Annotated in this window: 15 protein-coding genes; all 15 read right to left on the reverse strand. The window is 50.9% G+C overall.

Features of this window, described 5'->3' with window-relative positions; all coding sequences use genetic code 11:
* Positions 1 to 4: 4 nt before the first annotated feature.
* Positions 5 to 889 (reverse strand): hypothetical protein, encoded by an 885-nt coding sequence (locus tag EZI54_RS08580; RefSeq protein ID WP_165495721.1) that lies wholly within the window; start codon positions 887 to 889, stop codon positions 5 to 7.
* Between the two features lie 217 nt (positions 890 to 1,106).
* The gene (locus tag EZI54_RS08585) at positions 1,107 to 2,513 is read right to left on the reverse strand and encodes a mannose-1-phosphate guanylyltransferase/mannose-6-phosphate isomerase (RefSeq protein ID WP_131481001.1); all 1,407 of its coding nucleotides are present in this window, start codon (positions 2,511 to 2,513) and stop codon (positions 1,107 to 1,109) included.
* A 243-nt stretch (positions 2,514 to 2,756) separates the two neighbouring features.
* Complete coding sequence (locus tag EZI54_RS08590) at positions 2,757 to 3,125, reverse strand: histone-like nucleoid-structuring protein, MvaT/MvaU family (protein ID WP_131481003.1); 369 nt, start codon at positions 3,123 to 3,125, stop codon at positions 2,757 to 2,759.
* 222 nt (positions 3,126 to 3,347) lie between these two features.
* On the reverse strand, positions 3,348 to 4,613 hold the full coding sequence (gene tviB / locus EZI54_RS08595) for a Vi polysaccharide biosynthesis UDP-N-acetylglucosamine C-6 dehydrogenase TviB (protein WP_131481005.1): 1,266 nt from the start codon (positions 4,611 to 4,613) through the stop codon (positions 3,348 to 3,350).
* A gap of 162 nt (positions 4,614 to 4,775) precedes the next feature.
* Positions 4,776 to 6,716 (reverse strand): nucleoside-diphosphate sugar epimerase/dehydratase, encoded by a 1,941-nt coding sequence (locus tag EZI54_RS08600; RefSeq protein WP_131481007.1) that lies wholly within the window; start codon positions 6,714 to 6,716, stop codon positions 4,776 to 4,778.
* Positions 6,717 to 6,912: 196 nt separating this feature from the next.
* Positions 6,913 to 7,470, reverse strand: coding sequence for a sugar transferase (locus tag EZI54_RS08605; protein WP_242674395.1), 558 nt, complete (start codon positions 7,468 to 7,470; stop codon positions 6,913 to 6,915).
* Positions 7,454 to 8,413: an NAD-dependent epimerase/dehydratase family protein gene (locus EZI54_RS08610; RefSeq protein ID WP_123635009.1), complete on the reverse strand. Its 960-nt coding sequence runs from the start codon at positions 8,411 to 8,413 to the stop codon at positions 7,454 to 7,456. Before EZI54_RS08610 ends, EZI54_RS08605 begins: the two co-directional genes overlap by 17 nt.
* Before the next feature lie 8 nt (positions 8,414 to 8,421).
* Positions 8,422 to 9,369 carry a UDP-glucuronic acid decarboxylase family protein gene (locus tag EZI54_RS08615; RefSeq protein WP_123635010.1) on the reverse strand — a complete coding sequence of 316 codons (948 nt, stop codon included), beginning with the start codon at positions 9,367 to 9,369 and terminating at the stop codon, positions 8,422 to 8,424.
* A gap of 1 nt (position 9,370) precedes the next feature.
* The gene (locus EZI54_RS08620; protein WP_207389184.1) at positions 9,371 to 10,156 is read right to left on the reverse strand and encodes a glycosyltransferase family A protein; all 786 of its coding nucleotides are present in this window, start codon (positions 10,154 to 10,156) and stop codon (positions 9,371 to 9,373) included.
* A gap of 18 nt (positions 10,157 to 10,174) precedes the next feature.
* Complete coding sequence (locus EZI54_RS08625; protein WP_131481011.1) at positions 10,175 to 11,320, reverse strand: hypothetical protein; 1,146 nt, start codon at positions 11,318 to 11,320, stop codon at positions 10,175 to 10,177.
* A gap of 439 nt (positions 11,321 to 11,759) precedes the next feature.
* Complete coding sequence (locus EZI54_RS08630) at positions 11,760 to 12,905, reverse strand: hypothetical protein (RefSeq protein ID WP_131481012.1); 1,146 nt, start codon at positions 12,903 to 12,905, stop codon at positions 11,760 to 11,762.
* A gap of 49 nt (positions 12,906 to 12,954) precedes the next feature.
* Positions 12,955 to 13,665 carry an acylneuraminate cytidylyltransferase family protein gene (locus EZI54_RS25415; RefSeq protein ID WP_131481014.1) on the reverse strand — a complete coding sequence of 237 codons (711 nt, stop codon included), beginning with the start codon at positions 13,663 to 13,665 and terminating at the stop codon, positions 12,955 to 12,957.
* Entirely contained in the window at positions 13,662 to 14,708 is a 1,047-nt protein-coding gene (locus EZI54_RS08640) for a nucleotidyltransferase family protein (protein WP_131481016.1), read from the reverse strand. Before EZI54_RS08640 ends, EZI54_RS25415 begins: the two co-directional genes overlap by 4 nt.
* A gap of 45 nt (positions 14,709 to 14,753) precedes the next feature.
* Positions 14,754 to 15,377 (reverse strand): acetyltransferase, encoded by a 624-nt coding sequence (locus tag EZI54_RS08645; RefSeq protein ID WP_131481018.1) that lies wholly within the window; start codon positions 15,375 to 15,377, stop codon positions 14,754 to 14,756.
* Entirely contained in the window at positions 15,374 to 16,438 is a 1,065-nt protein-coding gene (neuB, locus tag EZI54_RS08650) for an N-acetylneuraminate synthase (RefSeq protein WP_123635018.1), read from the reverse strand. The genes EZI54_RS08645 and neuB overlap by 4 nt, the downstream gene beginning before the upstream one ends.

The raw sequence follows: 16,438 nt of genomic DNA on the forward strand, positions 1-16,438 counted from the left end.
GCACCTAGCCGTCTTCGGCAATTGCCTCCGAACAGGGATACGGTTTCCGGCCCAGAACCTCCGGCACACTGTCGCTCCATGCTGAGCACCGGGCCGCCCGGATTTCTCTATCGATATCGCCGGCCTGCACCTTCCGGAGCTCGCCGCGTCGTTCACGCTCGTGCCAATCGACCGCATAAGCCGCCCGCTCAATCTCGGCCAGATGCAGATCCCGCTCGAGAGCCTCAACGTCTCCATTTCGGGCCTGGGCCAACAACAGCGCACGATTGAGATCGTCGATGCGCGCCTCAACCGCCCGCAGCGCGGGATCCCCCTGCTCGGCCTCCAGGGTCACACGGGCGGCCGCCGCTGTCAGCCAGCGAACCGATCCGCCCGGCGTTTCCGGCCAGTCCGGTGACAGGCCACGGGCGGCGCGCTGTAGCGCACAGGGCGCAATCTCCACCTGCCATTCCCGTTCGATGCACGATTGCTCGCTTCTCAGTATCCCCAGCCTTTGTTCGATGCCTGACGGAGGCACCGCCATGACGTCCACGGATCGGCCGGTCCGTGCGGTCAGAGCCTGGAGATCCATCTGGCCTTGAGTGCGGCTGACGAGCAGCACAGGGCCCGGGTGAGACAGCAGCAGTTCACTGGCCGGGTGAAGAGGGTCCTGCATCAGGCAGAGCAGGTCGGCCGGGGGCATGTCGTCCAGAATGAGTACCGTTCGGGGGATGTTGCCGTTCCCATCAGCGGGCACCGCCGGCTCAGCACTGGCCATCACCTCGGTTGCCCGGCGCAGGTCCATCCAGACCGACGAAAACGGCCAGCGGGGAATGTTGGCCCGCAACAGTTCGGTCTTTCCTGAACCCGCATCCCCCTGCAACCAGAGGATGCCTCTTGGCGATCGCATCAGCGAGACGGCCAGCGAATCGGCAAAGGTGTGCCAATCCGGCGAAACCGACGCAAGGGTGAGATGGGATGCGCGCCCCAAGCCGCGGCGGGACGACGAGCGATGTGCAGATGGCCGGCTCCCTGGCCCTTGTGACATAAGGTCCTCCTTTGACCTGTTTGACGGAATAATAATTCGCGCAACCGGCTAACGCCTGTACCCCGGCTGCGAATACGGGTCAGACCCGGTTATAGGTATCGGCGAACCGTACAATATCGTCCTCACCGAGATAACTCCCGGTCTGGACTTCGATCAACTCCAGGGGAATCACCCCCGGATTGGTCAGGCGGTGGCGGTGGCCCACCGGAATGTAGGTGGACTGGTCTTCCGTCAGCAGGATCTCCTCATCGCCACGCACCACGTTCGCGGTTCCACTGACCACCACCCAATGCTCGGCACGATGGTGATGCTTCTGCAGGGAGAGTGACGCCCCCGGATTGACGGTGATGCGCTTGACCTGGAAGCGCTCACCCATGGCGATGCCTTCGTAGGTTCCCCAGGGCCGGTGGACCTTCTTGTGGAAGCGGTGCTCCGCCCTGCCCTGGGCCTTGACCTGGGCAACCAGCTTCTTCACGTCCTGCACCCGGTTACGGTCCGCCACCAGGACCACGTCATCGGTCTCGACGATGACATGGTCGCTGATCCCCAATGCCGCAATCAGACGGCCTTCGGAGTGGATGTAGGACCCCGTCACATCCTCGGTGATCACATCGCCCCGGCAGACGTTGCCGTCTTTATCCCGCGGCTGGATCTCCCACAGGGCGGACCAGGAGCCGACATCGCTCCAGCCAGCATCCAGGGGCACGACAACCGCATCCTGGGTCTTTTCCATGACGGCATAATCAATGGAGTCATCCGGGCACGCCTCGAAGGCCTCCCGATCCACACGCACGAAGTCCATATCGGACTGCTTGCCGGCAAAGGCCGCGCGGCAGGCTTCCAGCATCTGCGGGTTGTGCTTGCCCAGTTCCTCCAGATAGCGGTCCGCCCGGAACAGGAACATACCGCTGTTCCAGTAATAGCCGCCCTGGTCGAGATAGGACTGGGCGGTGGCCTCATCCGGCTTCTCCACGAAGGCTTCAACCGGGGCAAAGCCCTCAGCCATGTCACCGGCCCTGATGTAGCCATAACCGGTGTGGGGAGACGCCGGCACCACGCCAAAGGTCACCAGCTTGCCGTTCTCAGCCGCCCTGGCGCCCACCGAGACAGCCTCGGCGAAAGCCTCCTGGTTACGCAGGACGTGATCCGACGGCATGATCAGCAGCAACTCCTCCGGGTCGCTTTCCGCAGCCGCCAATGCCGCCAGCGCGATGGCCGGTGCCGTGTTGCGGCCAACCGGCTCCAGGATAATCCCATCGGTTTTCTTATCGGCCAATTCGTGCAGGTGAGCCGCCACCACGAATCGATGGTCTTCGTTGGTAATCGCCATGACCCGGGCCGACGGCGCACAGCCCAGACCTCGGGTTATGGTTTCGGCCAACAGCGACTCTTCAGAGACAACGGGCAGGAACTGTTTTGGATAGGCCTCGCGGGATAGAGGCCACAAACGGGTGCCCGACCCGCCGGAGAGAATGACGGCTAACATAAAGCGTCCTTGTCAGAAACTTTGATCGGATTCTAACGTAAAAACGTGGCTCAATGCTTCTTCCCGGAGGTATGAAATGCGCCGGAAAGGCCGATAAGAGGGCTTTATTAACGAGAAATAATTCAGCGGAAAGTTAAATTCACGAATGTGGAAAAGTCGGGGAATGAGCAACCCCGGCACCTCAACTGCCGGGGCCGGGAGCCCTGTCCGGCCTATTAACCGTGAGCCGGACAGGGCAAGGGCTTAGTCCTGCTGCCAGCCCTGCACGGCTTCCTTGCCGTATTTCTCACGCCATTCATTCAGCGTTTTGTGGTTGCCACCACGGGTTTTCACCACTTCGCCGGTGTGCGGATTCTTGTACGTCTTGAGCGGACGCTTCGGGCGCGTAGAACCGGCCGTTTCAGCTTTGGCGCCAGATACGGACGGATCAATGGCACCCAGAACCTGCAATACGTCCTTGGCGGATTTATTGTATTCCTTCATCAAACCGCGGATCTTTTCTTCAAACTCGAGTTCACGCTTCAATGCGTTATCTGCCTCGAGCTTTTTCAATTCATCTGCAAGCTTATCCATCAGCTGTTTTTTCTGGTAATACTCATTGATCTTTGCCATGGATTTTACCCTTACTGGTCGAAACAATTTTCAAATTGACGTTGTCATATCGGAAGGAAAAGCAAAAGAATGATCATTCTTTGCCGAGTCAAAAACTGACTATTTCGATAATAGATCAATAATCCCCCATTGACAATTAAATAGGGGATTATGACCGGACATTCATTCGGAAATAGAAGAAACGGTAAAAAATAAAACTAGTGCGCTTGTTGAACGATGAGATCAGAGCCTTAGATCTGAAGCCGACTTATCAAATACCGCCTTCAGGTCGAAAAATATACCGCCCGGCTTAAGAAATGAGCGAATTCGTTCTGCGCCCATTTCAATATAATCGCGATGCGGTACGGCCAGCATGACCCCCTCATACGCACCCTGCCCAGGCTGGTCCACCAGAGCAAGCCCGTATTCATGCTGGGCTTCATCGCCACTGGCCCAGGCATCGGCGACATCAACGCAACACCCGAAATCCTGCAGTTCACGAACAACATCAATAACGCGCGTATTCCGTAAATCCGGACAATTCTCTTTAAAGGTCAGCCCCAAAATCAAAACCCGCGCTCCCGATATGGTCTGCCCAGCCTTGATCATGGCCTTCACCAGTTCTGAGGCCGAATAAGCACCCATGGAATCATTCATTCGACGGCCCGCGAGAATCATCTCCGGATGGTGGCCAACCGCCTGCGCCTTATGAGTCAGATAATACGGATCCACACCAATACAGTGGCCGCCCACCAAGCCAGGTTTAAATGGCAGAAAATTCCACTTGGTACCCGCAGCGGCAAGAACTTCCTGGGTATCCAGCCCCAGACGCGCAAATATCATGGCCAATTCATTCATCAATGCGATATTGACGTCACGCTGGGTGTTCTCGATCACTTTGGCGGCTTCAGCCACTTTGATGGAGCTGGCTTTGTGGGTGCCGGCGGTGATGATGCTTGCATAAAGCGCGTCGATTTCGCTGGCTATTTCAGGCGTGGATCCTGATGTGACTTTCTTGATACTGGTGACACGGTGCTCTTTGTCACCGGGATTGATTCGCTCGGGACTGTAGCCTGCATAGAAATCCCGGTTGAACGTGAATCCGGAAATTCTTTCCAGGATGGGTACGCAGACCTCTTCTGTTGCTCCAGGGTATACGGTCGATTCATAGACAACGATATCACCCTTCTTTAATACCTGGCCGACGGTTTCGCTGGCTTTCACGAGCGGCGTTAAGTCCGGCGACTTGAACTCATCAATAGGCGTCGGAACCGTCACAATAAAGATCTCGCAGTCACCTATGCCTTCCACGGAATCTGAAAACGAAAGTCCCTTCGCTTCAGCAAGCTCTGCAGATGACACCTCCCTCGTAAAGTCATGCCCTTCCCGAAGCTCCGCAATCCGCTTCGGGTTGATATCAAAACCAACGACGTCCATCTTTTCGCCGAACGCAGCGGCAAGCGGCAAGCCGACATAACCCAGACCTATCACAGCAACTTTTTTTCCCATTTTTCAGATCCTTTGCAAACGAGGACTTCGGTTCTTGACGACTACCCGTTATGAACGACTTAGTTTATGTTGCTGCCATATGATATCGTGATTCATTCAATCATTCCGTCGCTAACAAACGCGCGATTATCACGCCTTTACGCACCCAATGGCCAAATTGCACTAATGCACATTACCCTTCAAGGGATTTACATTTGAGGTCCGATCACCAACGAACACACCATTACTGAGCCATACGAGATCAGAAAGATCTCCATTAGGCTGGTATCCAAGAGGTGCCTCCTTGAGCAATTTGCTCAAGGTCGTTAAATCGAATCGTTCGCTTGCCATCTGGATCAAATCAATCAATTCCCTCACCTCTGCCCATGGCAAACTGACCTCTCTTGCCATCATAATCCTTGGGTGCTCAGTGCCTTGGGGGTCATCTCCGATCAAGAGTTCTTCATACAGTTTTTCTCCAGGCCGAAGTCCACTGAAAACAACTTCTATATCCCCATCTGGGTTTTCCTCAGACTTCTCTTCCAGCCCCATCAAATGAATCATCTTCCGCGCCAAATCGACAATTCTAACGGGCTCCCCCATATCGAGGACAAAAACCTCCCCCTTACTCCCCATACAGCCAGCCTGCAACACCAACTGGGTAGCCTCGGGTATCGTCATAAAATATCGAATAATATCTGGATGTGTAACGGTGATTGGCCCACCGTCCCGAATCTGATCCCTAAATAGCGGCACAACTGAGCCGCTTGACCCCAACACGTTACCAAAACGCACCATTGTGAAGCGCGTCTTGCTGACCCGTTCAGATAAACCCTGCAGAACCAACTCAGCCAATCGTTTCGAAGCTCCCATGACATTTGTAGGTCGCACAGCTTTATCCGTGGAGATCAGAATGAACTTCTCCACCCCCGCCGCTATGGCGGCTTCAGCCATGTGCCAAGTTCCGAACACGTTATTCTGCAATCCTTCTATAATGTTGTGCTCTACCAGCGGAACGTGTTTATAGGCAGCGGCATGATAAACAGTACGAACGGCAAATGCTTTCATTACGGCTTCGCAGCGTCGACGATGGCAGACACTTCCAAGTATAGGATGTAGCTCAACGCCCAACCCTTCAACCTGATTAATTGCTCGAAGTTCTCTTTCTATTGAATAAAGAGAGAATTCGGACTGTTCAAACAGAACCAGCACACTGGGTCGGTGCCGGATGATTTGTCGACATAATTCTGAGCCGATTGAACCACCCGCCCCGGTCACCAAAACAGACTTCCCACAAAGGCTGCTTTCAACAACCGACGCATCAATCTGAACGGGATCTCGTCCAAGTAAGTCCTCAATATCCAGATCGCGGATATCATTGATACGGGCCCGGCCAGCAACGAGTTCCGACATTGAGGGAACAGTCTGAACTGGCACTGAAAGGACCTCCAACTGCTTAAGTAACCTCTTTCGATCTACACAAGAATCGGCATCAAGAGCTAGCAGTAGTCGCTGGACGCGATGTTTCTCCACAGCTTTCGAAACATGCTCGATTCCAACAACCGGCAATCCATTTATGGTTGATCGATGATTCGCAGGAGTGAATGTCAGAAAAAGTACGGGCCCATACTCGGTACCCTTCTCAAGCGCCGAAGCAAGCTGCAGCCCCGTATCTCCCGCCCCTACGATAGCGACACGCTCCTTGCGCCGCATGCGCGGACGATTAACAATCATGCGCACGCTCAACCGGGTACCGCTAACGAAAAGGAAGGCAACCGCACCGTAAATAATGGGAACAGATCGCGGAACAAAAGCCTGAAACAGATAGCCAAGCACAATCAGCGTTAGGCTTGATGCAACAACGCCATAAACAATCACTAAGAATGCCTTGTCGCCCAGGTAACGAATGACCGCGCGATATAATCCCAGTTTTATGAAGACACCAATTGTAACCATGACGGTTAGAGACGCTACCGCAAATTGCTCTTGGGTAGGAAGCCAGTACTGCTGGTCCAGGCGCAGGGCAAAAGCGGCCCATATCGCGAAAAAAAGGACAAACATGTCAGATGCCACGGATATCATCCTCTTTTGATATCTAGGCAGATTCAGAAACTTATCCAACATAATCTATCCTTATTCAGATTCCGCCAAGGAATTGCCGCAAGCTAAACCTTTCATGTCGCCATATATCACTTGTCGATGCCAACGAGGTGCCCTATACCTTACGGAAATTTGAAGCCAGTACCGAAGCCAATTGATAACATGAATGCATTGCCTGCTTCTCGATTCATTAACCAATGAGTCGGGGAGGATGCTCTGCTTACATGCCAGTCCTTATGCGATCTCCAGAGCCTTTTCCGGCCACCGTCAACAAGATCATCTTGAAGTACATTTTCAAAGACAAGGACTGAAGCATCCGCTGATCGGTTTCAGCGAGCAGCTTTGGAGTAGACATATCAATGCCGTTTACCTGGGCTAAACCTGTAATACCCGGCCGTGCATCCAGCACTCCACGCACCTCTCTTTCCATGATCAATTCTTCCTGACTAAATAGGCAAGGCCTGGGACCCACGATACTCATATCGCCCATAAACACGTTCCAGAGCTGAGGCAGCTCGTCCAGCTTGGTCTTTCGCAGAAACCTTCCAAACGAAGTAATATCGCTGGAATTTGCCAAATGGGTGGCAACCGATTTAGCCGTCACATTCATGGTGCGGAATTTAACCAATCGAAACGGTTTTTTCCTCAATCCGACTCGCTCCTGTACAAACAGCGGCGATCCGGTGTCGAACAAACCCACGATGAGCAAGAGAAAGAATACCGGTGCTCCCAAAAGCAACCCGATGCCCGCCAGCGTCAAATCAATCGAGCGAATCAGCATAACGCTTCCCTATTTCCTCGAGCTGCTCTATCGATCCGGATTTCGGGACCCAACCCAGCTTCTTTCGTGCCTTGCTTCCATCAATTTCCAAATCACAAAATAACTGAATATACATACCTCGCTTTCCCACAAACTTAAGCAGAGAACTCATGAGCCATTGGGGGACGGGAAAAAGTCCGGCAGAACGGCGCATACCGGCTCTCAAAGCCCTCACCATGTCGCTGGTTGAAACCGGACTCTCTTCAGCGACAACAAAGGTCTCGTTGCCAGCGGCCGGATGATCTATGCAAACCGCCATGAACGCTGCCAATTGGCTGAGCGATATTATATTCCTTCTGTTTGAGCAGCGCCCCAACGGCAACGGTATCCCCATACGCGCGAGCTTAAGCAATTTACCAAAATTGCCGGGCGCCTGATCACCATAAACAAGCGGTGGTCGCACAATCGTCAACTCGCTCTCGCCTTCTTCCTCAAAAAGCCGAATTAAGGCTAATTCGGCCTCCATCTTCGAAACGGCGTAAGGCGACTCCGGATTAAACGGTGCTTGCTCTGAGATCGGCCTCCCATCTGTTATTGCCCCATGCACTCCGATTGAGCTGACAAAAACAAAGCGACGAACGCCGGAATCCAGTGCGGCCTTAGCCAAGCGGAGTGTCACGTCCACGTTGACTTGCCGGAAATGGTCCAGCTCTTGATGATCTTCGCCACCCTTTCCGTGTGCCTGGCCAGCCAAGTGCACGATACAGTCGACGTCCCGCAGCAGCGAGTCGCCCAAGAAATCCTTCTCCAGATTGCAGCGGTGTAAAATCGCTCCAGGAGGTAAATCGGCTCTATCTGAACGGGTCACGCCAATCACTTCATAACCCGTCGATACCAGATGTTTGCACAGCTCACGACCTACGAATCCGGAAGCACCGGTAACCAGCAACTTCTTCGCCATGCTAACGATCAGTCCAAATCATTGAGGGTAAGCAGTTCGTCAAAATAAGAGATGGTTTTGCGCAGCCCTTCTTCCAGCCTGATAGTCGGCTCCCAGCCCAGTTCTTGGCGAGCCATTTGAATATCCGGTTGCCGCTGCTTGGGATCATCCTGCGGAAGCGGCTTAAAGACCAAGTTGGAGGACGACCCCGTCAATTCAATAACCTGCTCAGCCAACTCTTTGATAGTAAACTCACGCGGATTACCCATATTTACGGGTCCTGTGAGCTCTTCCGGAGAATTCATCAGCCTGACAAAGCCCTCTATCAAATCGTCAACATAACAAAAACTACGGGTTTGCTGCCCCTCTCCGTATATCGTGATATCTTCGCCTTTCAGTGCCTGGACCACAAAATTACTGACCACCCGGCCATCATTAGGGTGCATCCTCGGACCATAAGTATTGAAGATACGCGCCACCTTGATCGGCAAATTGTGCTGTCGGTAATAATCGAAAAACAGTGTTTCAGCACACCGTTTTCCCTCATCGTAACAAGAGCGGATGCCAATGGGGTTTACCTTCCCCCAATAACTTTCCGGCTGGGGATGCACTTCCGGATCACCGTAAACCTCGCTCGTTGACGCCTGAAAAATACGTGCCCGGAGTCGTTTTGCAAGGCCCAGCATGTTGATTGCACCATGCACGCTGGTTTTTGTAGTTTGCACAGGGTCATGCTGGTAGTGAACAGGCGAAGCAGGACATGCAAGATTGTAAATCTGATCCACTTCCACGTAGAGGGGAAACGTAACGTCGTGCCTCATTACCTCAAAATAGGGATTATTCATGAGATGGGCAATATTACGCTTTCGACCGGTGAAAAAGTTATCGACACAAAGCACATCATGCCCGTCCTGGAGAAGGCGTTCGCATAAATGGGATCCTAGAAATCCACCGCCGCCTGTAACCAACACTCTCATATCACATTCCTTTCCGTAAATACCTGAAATAAAGACCACCCAAAATATGGGACGCCGTAAATAGAATAGAGATTAAAAGCCCTCGGCCTGGGTAATTCTTGTGGACCATGAAGACCTTCTTCATCATCTTGAGTTTGGATCCAGAAATCTGGCCTTCACTTTTTCTGTAATATAAAAGCGGTTCCCGGACCTTTCTGCATGTAACACCGGCGTTAAGAATTCTCAACCAGCAGTGAAAATCCTCAACCGCTTTATAGTTCGGAGATTCTTCAAATGGGAACTTGCTGACCAGTGACTTCGATACAACAACACTTGAGGTCGGAATCTTGGCTCTGAAAGACTGGGCCATGAAACCGATATGATCGACGGATACCTGCCCTATTTCCGGGAATTCAATTGTCGAATCATCCTCAAAATCTATCATGGATGAACAGGCAAAAAACTCATCCGGTGACTCGACAAGATCAACTTGCTTTTCCAGTTTCTGGGGATGCCAGATGTCATCGGAATCCAAAAACGCAACAAGATCATACCGGGCCTCACTCACACCTACGTTTCTTGGACCAGCAGGGCCGCCGAAATTTTTTTCCAGTCGAATAAGACGTATCCGGTGATCATCTTCAGCGATGCGAGTGACTAGATCGCAAGTGTTATCCGTAGAGCAATCGTCAACAACAATCAGCTCCCAGTTATTATACGTCTGATGCTGAAGCGACGAAATCGTGTTCTCTATATATTGAGCTGCATTGTATGCCGGCATGACGACACTGACACTGACTTCTTCCACTATTCACTCCTCGTGCCGTCACACACCTTTCGGTGTCAGGCGTCGAATTCCATCAATTAGTCGGAACACACCTCGACGGGTTATTTTTAACTCTTCTGAAGCTTCTGTTTCCCACTGCCAGCTCGCATATTCTTCCAGTTTTGCCACGTCATTACCTAAGAACGCTTCAATAACCGAGTCCTCATATTGAGTTCCATCGGCAAAGTCAGAATCTCCCTCGAACTCACCATCATCATTCAACAGACGCTCCAGTAATGACGGGTCAGCTCCGTTGTAAAACGCGCACTCTGTGACCGTTCTGGATCGTACAAAATCTATGAATAGGGGTTCACGCGCCGCTTTCGAGTAATAATAACGCAGGGTATTTTGCACGATCTCACGGGGGTCTTTAGAGACAATGTCTGCGAAATCCAAGTGCTCAATGTCACTAAATGATAGTACATCAATGGCCGCACCGGAGTGGGTGTAGGGCGCAGGACCAAAGCAGACGACCGGTTTCCCAAGCATACCGGCCTCAAGAACCGTGTTACTGCCGTTCAGAACAATCACGTCGGCCAGCCGAATCAGGTCCTTGGTGTTCACCTTGCTGTCGCTCGGGATGAACGAAACCCCACGGGATTCGCACCAGGAGCGATAGTGCTGTTCACACTTCTCGGCAGTCACGACACCAAAGGGTACAGCCCAGGACGGATGGAAGCGTATCAGCAGGTCTTGATAACGGAATACGCCGTGTCTGACTGCATGATCCAAAGCGTCCGTATTGTCTCTCCAAGGCGTTTCCCAGTCCGGATGTCCTAACAGTTCATTTTTACTGCTCGGACATACGAGGACTTTCCGCTCGGCGCCGCTTATTGGCCATTCTGTTGCGAAAACAGGGTGCTCATTGTACCTTTTCCATTCAAGGGGATTGCCACCAATAAGCCGCTGTGCCCCCAAAGCAGCGGCCACGCTGACCTGTCTCAATGTAAGAGGCTTATCTTTATATTTCCGGTTGATACGATGAATATTCTCGAGAGACGAGCAATTGGCATTCCTGTTCAGTATGATTCCATGCCCGAACAACGGCCGCTCGTGGGTAATGCACGTAACGCCCATATCGCGGCATGCTTCCAATGTGGCACGGGTGTAATCCATGCGGCCATTGAACAAAATGACCGCATCCAAAGACTGCGCCTCTATCCAGGATCTGACAGCATGGTAGAATCTGAACGCGTCATCTGACAGCTTATTGACTACCGTTTGCACCTCATCAGAAGATCGCTGTTCAAATGATTCTATTCTAGTAAGCGTGAAGGCGCTGGACTTTACAATTTCATCGGCTGTGCCACTCAGGGAAGAGTTCCAATATTTTCTTACAGACTCACTGCCATCAAAACCGAATGAGTGAAGCCCTCCCAATGAGCACTTAACACACTCCGAGCGGCCGCTACCCTTATATTCTCGAACATAACAATGGGTTGGAGCTCCCAAGCAATCTAACGAAATTGACCTGTGGCTATTTTTTCCCGCCAAGTATGAGAGAAATTTCGCGTGATGCCCATGAGGTCGATATGCATAGATGTTACAAAAGCCAATATTCAAATTAAAATTCCTACTAATAAATTTATCCGTATGAGGCATCACCCTGTTCTCTTCTCGGCGAACCAAATACCAACAACAAGAACATCAATGGCATTGGATAATAATCAATAATTCGATTTGAAAAAAACATAAAACATAAAACAAAACTACTTACCCAATAAAACTTTCTTGCGCTGCCATCTCTACTACTGAAAGCCAAGTGAACAAAGACACCGCCCAAAAAAAAGGCTGTAAGCAATACACCAAAGCTACCAAAGTAAGTCAAAATCTGACTATCCACACCGTAGTAGTAATAGTCTGGATAACCGAAAAATACAGTATACAAAAAATGCTCAGAAAGGTTCTCGAAAAACTTACGATGAAGCTCAAACCTTAGAAAAATTGACTGAGAACCACTTAGATCTCCCTCAGAAATAAGACTATAAAGAGAAAAAATTTTGTACTTTAAATGACTAGGAAGAAACCACCACCCAAAAGTACTTACGCCCACCCCACCAAAAATTGTTATAGAAAACCACGCGATTTTGCTTAGACACCAAAAAAAATAACAAAAAATCAATAGCATAGCAACCATACTAAATAAAGACTTGGTTTCGACTATGGCAAACATAATTATCGGCAAACATATAATCGTGGACCATGAACGTTTTCTGAAAAAAAGAAGATAAGACAACACGATATTACATAACATACCGAAGCTTGACGGGTTTCCTAAACCACCAACATAGGCACCGTTATCCCACAGAGAAAGTCCGCGGTAATTTATATAAAAATCAATTATTGTTTGAAAAATTACGACCCAGAAAGTTGCCTCAAAGAACAACATCCTGCGACTGCTATTCTTAACTTCCAGAAAGGCGAAGGGTAAAAAACAAAGAATTGAATTCAAATATAGATCGCTACCTACCTCAAAATATGCTCTCTTAATCAAGAAAAAAGCCGCACTGAAAACAAAAAAGGTCAAAATAAGCAGCTCTTTTAATCGAAGCTGCGTTTTTAGCCGAAATTCAAATACCGACATAACAAAAAAACAGACCCCCGCAACTTTCACAAAAGAAAGGTATCCAGGAGCCAAAGAAACGCCCTGCTCAAACCCGTAAAAATATAAATAGTAATAGTTAGAAAATAAAAAAGCAGCTGCAAAGAAAACAAAAGCCTTAGTGGCCAAGCAGGGTCTTCTCCTGTATAAACCTTGCATTAGTAATATTTTTCACTCGCTAGTTAAATTTCGTCGACTTCAATTTATTTTTGATTACGGTTTCTGCTAGACAAAAATCCAACATTGTATCAACATCTATTGAGCTAACAGGGTCCATAACGTACGCTCGCGACTTAACAGATCTGCTATATAAGGTTTCCAATCGCTTAGCAGTTTCAGTTTTACAGAAGTAAATCGCTCCGTTAATTCTGTAATATACTTCTTGATCTTGAGAACGCCGATAATTCTCAGGACGAACAAATCCCTCCAAGCTGCCGTCAGGCGGCAACATATTGCACAGTTGAATGGGGTGTTCCATTTCACAAACTGAAACTACGGCGTCCAAATCGTTGGCTATCAGCATCTTTTCGGTATGAAGAATGTCGTCGGCACTTCTCAACGGAGAGGTAGGCTGTAGCAAACACACGTAATTAACAGTGCACCCTGTCCTCTGCTCGAATGTCTCAATGAAATGCGCGAGCACACTTGCCGTTGTCGCGGTATCAGAGGAGAGCTCAGGTGGCCTGAGAAAAGGGACTTCGGCCCCGCACTCTCTCGCAACATCTGCAATGTTCTCGCAGTCAGTACTGACACATATTCTATCGAAGACCCTGCTGTTGATAGCTGCATCAATAGTCCACTGAATCAATGGCTTGCCACATAAAAATTTAATGTTCTTTCCAGGTAGGCGTTTACTCCCCCCCCTCGCTGGAATAATTGCCAATTTCATAGAAGGTCCACTTCTTTCTGTGCTTTCTTGAAATCATCCATCTTGCCAATATCCAGCCAGTATTCGTGTACCGGGAACATGGAGACCTTTTTGTCCTGATCGATTTGCTTCTCCAGCAGGCTCGGCATGTCGATTCGCTCACCTGCCACTACTTCACTGACCAGTTCCGGTGAAACCACGTAAATACCAGCGTTGATAAAGCACTTCTGCACCGGCTTTTCTTCCATGCTATGGATGTAGGTGCCATCGGTCTGCACAACGCCATAGGGCACCCTGTGTTCATACTCGCGCACACACATCGTCGCCACACTATTATGTTCAAGGTGGAAATCGAGCAGCCCACGGTAGTTTACGGTGGTCAAGAGGTCGCCATTCATCATGATCAAAGGGCTGTCAATCTGATCTTTTGGCAACAACCCCAGGGCCCCGCCCGTACCGAGGGGCTCTTCCTCATGAACATACTCGATATTCACACCCCACTGGGAACCATCGCCAAAGTGCTCTCGAATCATTTCCGGCAAATAGTGTGTCGAGATAAAGAAGCGATAAAATCCTGCCTTCGCAAGGCTCTCAAGTATCAACTCGAGAATGGGTTTATCACCCACCTTCAACAATGGTTTTGGGCATTCGTTGGTCAGTGGTTGCAACCTTGTACCAAAACCGCCGGCCATGAGAAAAACCGGATTTTCAACGGTTCGGCGCTCCATCAGTCCATGCAATGTTTCCAGCCCCACAACACAACCTTCAGTATCCAGCAACGGGATTTGCAGCAGTTCAAGGTCTTCCATAACGGACAGAATTTTATCCTTGGACCAGCCAATATCGGCGACGTGGGGATTGGCGCACATCACTTCTTTTACCGGGGCGTCCAGCCGTACATGCTTCAACAGAGCTCGACGAATATCACCGTCAGTGAGGGTGCCCATCAATCGCTGGTTTTCGGCCACGATCAAAGCAATCCTCAGCCCGCCTTTATCAAGAACGGAAATGGCGTCTTCCAGCGGTAGCTCTGGCTGAATGAGAATGTTCTGCCACTTTTTCATGTATTAAGTATTCCGTTTGAGAGATGGGGTTCGCTATCCGGATGCCTATAGAACGTCTCTGGTCGTCAAGGACCCGGCTTTGATAAACGTTTGCGGCGCCACGCTGATTCCCTGGGTGACCGTGGCGCCAGCACCAACGAAGCTTCCGTCACCAATACGCACATCACCGCACAGGGTGGCACCGGGAGCCAGATGGCAATGAGCGCCCAGTTGGGAGTCATGATCAATGGAGCTACGCGTATTCACAATGGTGTTTGTACCAATGCTTGCACCGGGTTGTACCACAGCCCCCGCTATCAGCTGTACACCATCACTAATACACGCGTAGGGGGAAAGCCAGGCAAATGGGTGTACCAGTGGCGGAAAACAGAAACCCATTTCGGCAAACCGCTCGAACACGACTTGACGAACGCGGTTGCCGGGCATCATTCCAATTCCATTAAGTAACAAAACCTTCTCCGGACTAACCTCAGAGAGGTACTCATCACCGCCTAAAACCTCCAGGCCATGCCAGAGCTGATCCCTTTCACCCTGGAACTTTGGATCGCAGACTCCGAGGATGTTGGCGCCACAGAGCTCCGCCAGCTCCTGAATAACCCGCGCATGTCCGCCAGCGCCTATTAAAATGCAATCTTTTGCCTGAAGGTCGGATACTTTCCTGCTGGTCACTCCGGCACATCTCCCTTTGCGTAGGTATCAGATGCCACTTTGCCTACCATATCCCAGAGTGTCATTGGCGAAGCACCTCGCCCGCAGCGAGCGGTCGACAACGCGTGCCGCTCAATCCTCTCGCCTTTTCCGACGGTTTCGCAGAAAATCACCTGCTGCCGCGCAGCCTCACGGGTATCCCACTCACTGGGCTGAGGCTTTTTGACGCCATCGCCCAGGGCTTTTTCAACCCCACGAATGTTGCTGACCAGTTCTTTGAGTTCATCGGGCTCAAGCGATGCCTTATGATCCGGGCCCGGTAAGTTGCGATCCAGCGTGAAGTGTTTTTCGATGATGGTGGCGCCCCGTGCGACCGCAGCGGTCGGTATAACCAGGCCCTGGGTGTGATCTGAGTAACCAACAGGTAACCCAAACGCGTTTGCCAGTGCACTCATGGCCTTCAGGTTAACTTCTTCCATGGGTGTTGGGTATTGGGAGGTGCAATGGAGCAACGAGACCTTACCTTCCAATGACGCTTGTACCCCCGGCTTGCTCCAGAAGCGCCATATCTGCTCCAGGCGTTCCGGCTCTCCTTGGTGGGCGTAGCCATAAGCGACTACTGCGAGCGCCTGTTCAATTTCACTCAGCGTTGCCATGCCCGTGGAGATGATCAGTTCCTTGCCGGTTTGTGCAAATGCCAGCAGCAGGGGGCCATTGGTGATCTCCCCGGATGGAATTTTGTAATAGGGCAGGTCCAGCGTTTGCAGGAACGCAAGGCTTTGCAAATCAAAGGCTGTTGATATAAAGGTAATGCCAAGGTCGTTTGCGTAACGCTGGAGTTCAACGTGCCATTCGGATGGCAACTCCAGCTTTTTGAGCATCGCGAACTGGCTTTCCAGTGCATCGGTGGTGGCTTGCTGATACTTTGCCTTCGGGGCCGTCAGCGCAGCCAGCCGTTCAGCGTTGAATGTCTGGAATTTAACGGCATCGGCACCGGAATCCGCCGCCACTTTGACCAATTGAAAAGCCATCTCACGATCGCCGTTATGATTCACTCCGGCTTCTGCGATTACTCTTACCAT

The organism is Marinobacter halodurans (assembly GCF_004327985.1).
GTDB classification, from domain to species: Bacteria; Pseudomonadota; Gammaproteobacteria; order Pseudomonadales; family Oleiphilaceae; genus Marinobacter_A; species Marinobacter_A halodurans.